Origin of the sequence: Idiomarina sp. UBA4206 (genome assembly GCF_002383015.1) — a bacterium.
Lineage (GTDB): Bacteria > Pseudomonadota > Gammaproteobacteria > Enterobacterales > Alteromonadaceae > Idiomarina > Idiomarina abyssalis.
Genome location: NZ_DFTS01000039.1, coordinates 94,294 through 99,923 on the forward strand (window position 1 = coordinate 94,294; position 5,630 = coordinate 99,923).

A 5,630-nucleotide genomic window follows, 5' to 3' on the forward strand; every position below is an offset into this window, starting at 1 on the left:
CGAGGCGCAGTTCGCCGCGTTTAAAGGCTCTGGTGGTAAAACTAAAATGCCGGTTACGAATGTGTCCTGGGACGAGGCTGCGTTATTTACCAACTGGCTGAGTGAACAGGAAGGCCTGCAGCCTTTTTATAAAGTCAGTAATGGTAAAGTGGTGGGAACCGATGCGAGCTCGCGAGGTTACCGCTTGCCGACCGAAGCCGAATGGGAATACATTGCCAAAATTAATCGCAGAGCTGACTCTACTATTTATGTGTGGGGCAGCCAGGAACACCTGCGTGACAAGCAGGGCAACTTTGCCGATGAGTCTGCAAAAGGTCAGCAAACTTTCATTTTACTTGGTTACAATGACGGTTTTGCCGGTAAAGCCCCTGTCGGCAGCTTTAAAGCAGAACGTGGCGGCTTTTTTGATTTAGACGGTAACGTCAAAGAGTGGGTGCACGATAGCTACACTTTAAACCCTCCAGACCTTGACCGGGTGTATACCGACTACCTGGGCGCGTTGCGTGGTAATGGCCATGTGGTAAAAGGCGCGTCATACAAAATCGGACGGTTAAAAAATATTCGTGCCAGCGTTCGCGACGGTGAAAGGGCTTCGGCCGAGGATATCGGTTTTAGAATAGCCCGGTATCATGAGTGATGAGGAGAAACATCATGAAAAAACGCGTGATTTTGGGCGTCATACTGCTGGCTTTGGCCGGCAGCGCGACGGCTTATTTTGTGTCTTTGGATGCACCACAAGATTTCCCCACCAACATTTAACGCCCGGAATGCATAATGTCTAAAAATAATACGCTTTCAATGAGCCCTAACTTTTTTGTCAGTGGTGGTGTGCTACTGGCCATTTTTACCCTTGTACATTTGCTGTATGCAGGACTTATTCGCCCGGCGGCCGAAGTGGCAATGGCAGAGCAAGGAACCGAAGCTCTAACTGCATTTTCGGTTATCTTCAAAGATGTTGAACAGCAGGTGTGTATTTCGCTCATGTTGTTCTGCTTATTCCTTATGCTGTATAAGCTGTGGCGGTTAATTGACGAAGAAGAAATATATTCGCGCGACTTACTGGAAAGCTACGACAAGTCTGAAGCGCTGGACGTTGATGCAGCCTTAAATGATTTAGAAAGCTCGGCCTATAAAGAAACTCCCGCATACAGCACCTGGATTAACTGTATTCGTCGTTTTAAAAACACCAAAAACGTTCAGCACGCCGCTGACACTATTGAGTCGTCGGTAGACAATATTGCCATTCAGTTAGAAAGCGGCAACAACATGATCCGCTACATTATCTGGGCTATTCCGTCTATTGGCTTCGTGGGTACGGTGCGCGGTATTGGCTCGGCGCTGGCGCAGGCCGACAAAGCACTGGATGGTGACATTGCCGGTATGACTGCATCGCTGGGTGTGGCTTTTAACTCAACGTTGGTGGCGCTGTTCATTTCTTTGATTCTGATGTTGTTTATGCACTTGCTGAACAGCCGTCAGGACAAGATGGTGATCCGCACGCAAGAGTCCTGCGAGAAGCATTTGCTGTCTCATTTACACAGTTAATTGAGCGACTCAGATGCGACGAACACGCCAGGCTGGCGACGGCTTTAATCTATCTTTTCTGGATGTCATGGCATGCGGGCTGGGCGCCGTTATCCTTATTTTCATTCTGGTAGACTTTAAAGCCTTTACGCCCGAGCCCTCGGAAGAAAAGGAAAAGCTCGAACAGGAATTGGCTGCGTCAATGGACGAGCAGCAGCGCCTGAAAAAATCCATTGACGAAATCAATGACAAAATTGCGCTGGAGTCGGCTAAGCAGAAAGACTCTAAAGAAGCGAAAAACGACACCACACAAGATCAAACCAAAGCTTTGCAGGACTTGTCGACTCAGTTGGCTGTTGTTGCCGACCTGGAAAACCAGTTAGCGGCTTTGTCCAAAGAAGTTGAGAAGTCAGCCAACGTTGAGCTTTCGGGTACGGGTGAGCAGAACTTTATTACCGGCATGAAGGTGGAAGGCGAACAAATAGGCATTCTGGTGGATAAGAGCGCCTCCATGATGGGCGACAACTTAATCGACGTGCTGAGCAAGCTGGCTTTAAGCGATGGCGACAAAGTGTCTACCGCTAAGTGGATAAGAACCCGCCGGGTTGCTCAGTGGTTGCTGGCACGTCTACCGCAAACCTCAAAAGTGAGTGTGGTGACCTTTTCCAATACGGCGAACCGTTTAGGGCAACGGAACGTTAGCACTGCCTCAGTCAGCGGCTCTATGAACTCTATTGTGAAGGACTTAGGCGCGGTTGTGCCAGAGGGCGGAACCAACCTTCAGCTGGGTATTCGCACGTTATTTGAGACGAACCCTGATATTACTGACGTATATATTGTAACGGATGGGCTGCCAAGATTGGGAGACGGCCTGCCGCTTTCCTGTCGTAATTTTATTTCGACGAAAAAATCTATTTCCTCAGACTGCCGTCAGGCATTGATGGTTGAGACCATAAAACGTGCGCCTAAAGGTATTCGCTACAATATTGTCCTTTTGCCAATAGAAGGCGACCCTTACGCTTCACCGCTTTACTGGAACTGGTCGCGGGTAAGTGGTGGCACCTTCTTATCACCAGCTCCGGAGTGGCCATAATGAGAAAAATTCAGCGTGCGCCAATTGAGGTTTTTAACCTCTCATTCCTGGATATTATTTCTTGCGCTTTTGGTGCAGTTATTATGCTGGTACTGCTGGCGAAAAATGGTACAGAAGACACAGAACGCGGACCGGCTAACCTCAGTACCTTAGTTTCTGAAGTGCTTCAGGCCCAGCAGTCGGTTGAAGAATTAAAAGGTGCTTTGTCGGACAAACAAGACGAACTGTCTGCCGCCGAACAGAAAACGGCTTCAGTGACCGAGCAGGAAAGAAACTTAGAAAGCTCTATTCCGCGGGCGCAGAAAACCTTACAGCAACTGCAGAATAAAGCGTCCTCGTTACGAGCCGAAATACGGCAAACCACTGCAATGCTAAACACTCCTAACAGCACGGATACGCCGGACGATGACGTCGGTGGTATTCCTACCGATGCGGAGTACGTGGTGTTTGTGATTGATAACTCAGGATCGATGTCCGGAGGCAACGGCTGGAACCGCGTCATTAGTGTGGTCAATGACATTATTGAAAGCCACCCTAAAATGAAAGGGTTCCAAATTATGGCCGCTGATGGCGATTTTATGTTCAGCAGTAAAGCTGGTGACTGGTTGCCAGATACCAAAAGCTTCAGGCAAACGGCTATGCAGCAAATGCCAAACTTCACCGGCGGTAAAAGTGCGCCTGAGCTGGGTATTCTGAAAGCCATTAACCTTTATAAAAAAACCAAGGGCACAACCAGCATTTATGTTTTTGGTGATGATTACCGGGTAAATAATCTGGATGCGATAGTTCGGCAGATCACCAGTCAAAATCAGGGCGCTGACGGCAAGCCTGTAATGCGCATTCATGGTATCGGCTTTAGCCGCGCAAGTGGTAACGCAGAAACTTTTGCTGCCTTTATGCAGGCAGTGGCTAAACGTAACCGTGGTGCTTTCGTCGGGCTGAACTTTTAAGGTTTAAATTAAAGGTCACTCGCCAGAAAAACCTGATCACGGCCCGACTGCTTACCTCGATACAACGCTTTATCGGCGCGGTTGAAGAGCTTGGTCCAGTTATCTCCGGACTGCACTTCTGCCACGCCTAATGTCACTGTCACAAAAATATCGTCGCCATTTTTTGAGAACTTATGCGCCGAAATGGTCGTGCGTAGCTTCTCCGCCACTAGTGCAGCATCCGCCTGGTTTGTTTCAGGAAGTAACGCAGCAAACTCTTCGCCGCCAATACGCGCAGCGGTGTCGTGAGAGCGAACAGTGTTTTTAAGCAACGATGCAATTTTTATGATCACTTCGTCACCAAAAGGGTGTCCGTATGAGTCGTTGCAGTTTTTAAAGTGGTCGATATCAAGAATAATAAGACTTAAAGGGCGACCGTTTCGTTTTGCGCGTGACAGCTCTTTGTCCACTTGCTCTGTAAAATAGCCCCGGTTGTATATTCCGGTCATTCTGTCGGTCGATGACTTTTTCAAAAGCTCCAGCTCTAATGTTTTTTGCTCTGTAATGTCTCTGAAGGTACCAATTAGCGTGTAGCCATCGTCTTGCAGCTCAGCAAATTCCTCAACCCAAATATAATGCCCGTCGGCATGTTGCATACGGTGCTGAATTTGAAGTTTATTGTTGTCAGGGGTGAGTCTTTCAAGCGATTTAACATCTTCCAGGTCGTCCGGGTGAACTAAACTGTTAAAGCGCTCTATCGAGGTGTTGGAATCCGTTTTCTCTAACCCAAGCAGCTCCCTAACCATTGTAGAGCGAATTAATTCGCGGGATTTCAAATTCGCCTGCCAATGACCAACACGACCGACTTTCTGAGCACGTTTCAGCTCATCATTTGTCCGCTTTAGCTCAAGTTCCAGAGACTTTTTATCGGTATTATCAATAAAAAGGCCGTTCCAGATAAGGTTATCTTCTACCTGTTTGTCCGGTACGGCTCTGCCTGACACCCAAACTACTTTCTGCTCAACCATAACCCGGAACTCAAACTGCCATGGGGTGAGCTTGTTGCTGGCATCCTCCAGGCTTTCAATAAGAGGCTCCCGGTCATCTGGGTGTACTTTGTCAAAAAAGGCCTCGGCAGAGTCGGTTAATTCGCTGGGTGATATATCAAACAGTTTTTTTGAGTGAGCACTAATTAGCGGAAACGAAATGTCAGAGCGACTAACAAACCGTAATTGATACAAGACGCCGGGAAGAATGTAGCTTAATTGACGGAGTTGCTCCCGGGTTTTTACTAAGTCTTCAATAACTGTAATGGTGCCGACGAACTGGTCTGCGTGGTGTGTCGATGAAGAATGCTTTCTGATTAGGTCTTCGACCCAGAGGTAGCCTTCGGTTTTGTGTTTAAACCGATATTGACGTCGTAGTAATCCTTTAAAGTCGGCCTGTTGCCAACGGGAGAACTGGTCATTAGCAATGTTTATATCATCGGGGTGTACATTGCCATACCACCAATCTTCCAGGTTGTTTATAGTCGCCCTGGGATAGCCCAAAGACCGTTCAACGTCGTTAGAAATAAACGCGGTTTCAGGGCCTCCATTGTCTGACGACATGGGGGTTCTAAAAACGATGGACGGGATGTCGTCAACAATAGCCTGAAACTCATCAATGGCATCGAGCGGGTCAGTTCCGGCAATAAGACTGTTTTGAATCAAATGCTTACTCTGCTACTTAAGATCGTTCTGAAAATTGTACAATTTACAAACAACGATCTTATCCCTTGCCGGAACTTTTGTACACTATGCCAGAAGGAGTAGTCTACTTTGTTCTGGCGGTGTGTAGCTTCTTATAGCTCTCTATAAGGCGCAAGTGTCTGTCCAGACCTTCCAGTTGCATATTGGTCGGTTCCAAACCGTGGAAGCGCGCAGTGCCTTTAACAGAGCTTATAACCGCTTCAATGGTTTTTTCGCCGTACATGCGGCCTAAGTTGTAGCGATAGTCTTCTAATTCCAGTTCTTCGTCCAGAGTAATCTCAAGTACCGCTTCAACAGCGGAATAAAACAACGTACGCTCAACCGTGTTGTCGT

The 5,630-nt window shown here is 47.7% G+C and carries 5 protein-coding genes and 1 pseudogene; 4 read left to right on the forward strand and 2 right to left on the reverse strand.

Going from position 1 to position 5,630, the window contains the following annotated elements; genetic code table 11:
• From B3180_RS08525 to B3180_RS08540, 4 genes are all read left to right on the forward strand, one after another.
• Positions 1-637 (forward strand): formylglycine-generating enzyme family protein (locus B3180_RS08525; protein WP_286844011.1); only part of this gene is annotated, 637 nt, incomplete at its 5' end.
• Positions 638-774: 137 nt separating this feature from the next.
• The gene (locus B3180_RS08530) at positions 775-1,545 is read left to right on the forward strand and encodes a MotA/TolQ/ExbB proton channel family protein (protein WP_054489528.1); all 771 of its coding nucleotides are present in this window, start codon (positions 775-777) and stop codon (positions 1,543-1,545) included.
• Between the two features lie 13 nt (positions 1,546-1,558).
• Complete coding sequence (locus tag B3180_RS08535) at positions 1,559-2,617, forward strand: VWA domain-containing protein (protein WP_286844014.1); 1,059 nt, start codon at positions 1,559-1,561, stop codon at positions 2,615-2,617.
• Positions 2,617-3,567: a vWA domain-containing protein gene (locus B3180_RS08540; RefSeq protein WP_224798101.1), complete on the forward strand. Its 951-nt coding sequence runs from the start codon at positions 2,617-2,619 to the stop codon at positions 3,565-3,567. The genes B3180_RS08535 and B3180_RS08540 overlap by 1 nt, the downstream gene beginning before the upstream one ends.
• Positions 3,568-3,575: 8 nt before the next feature.
• Here B3180_RS08540 and B3180_RS08545 read toward each other — a convergent pair whose 3' ends face one another.
• Positions 3,576-5,258 carry a GGDEF domain-containing protein gene (locus B3180_RS08545; protein ID WP_273022911.1) on the reverse strand — a complete coding sequence of 561 codons (1,683 nt, stop codon included), beginning with the start codon at positions 5,256-5,258 and terminating at the stop codon, positions 3,576-3,578.
• 103 nt (positions 5,259-5,361) lie between these two features.
• A pseudogene (locus B3180_RS08550) lies at positions 5,362-5,630 on the reverse strand (OsmC domain/YcaO domain-containing protein); the annotation flags it as partial.

Coding starts and splice junctions, on each gene's coding strand:
- B3180_RS08530 (WP_054489528.1), top strand. CDS start 775: ATGTCTAAAAATAATACGCTTTCAATGAGCCCTAACTTTTTTGTCAGT.
- B3180_RS08535 (WP_286844014.1), top strand. CDS start 1,559: ATGCGACGAACACGCCAGGCTGGCGACGGCTTTAATCTATCTTTTCTG.
- B3180_RS08540 (WP_224798101.1), top strand. CDS start 2,617: ATGAGAAAAATTCAGCGTGCGCCAATTGAGGTTTTTAACCTCTCATTC.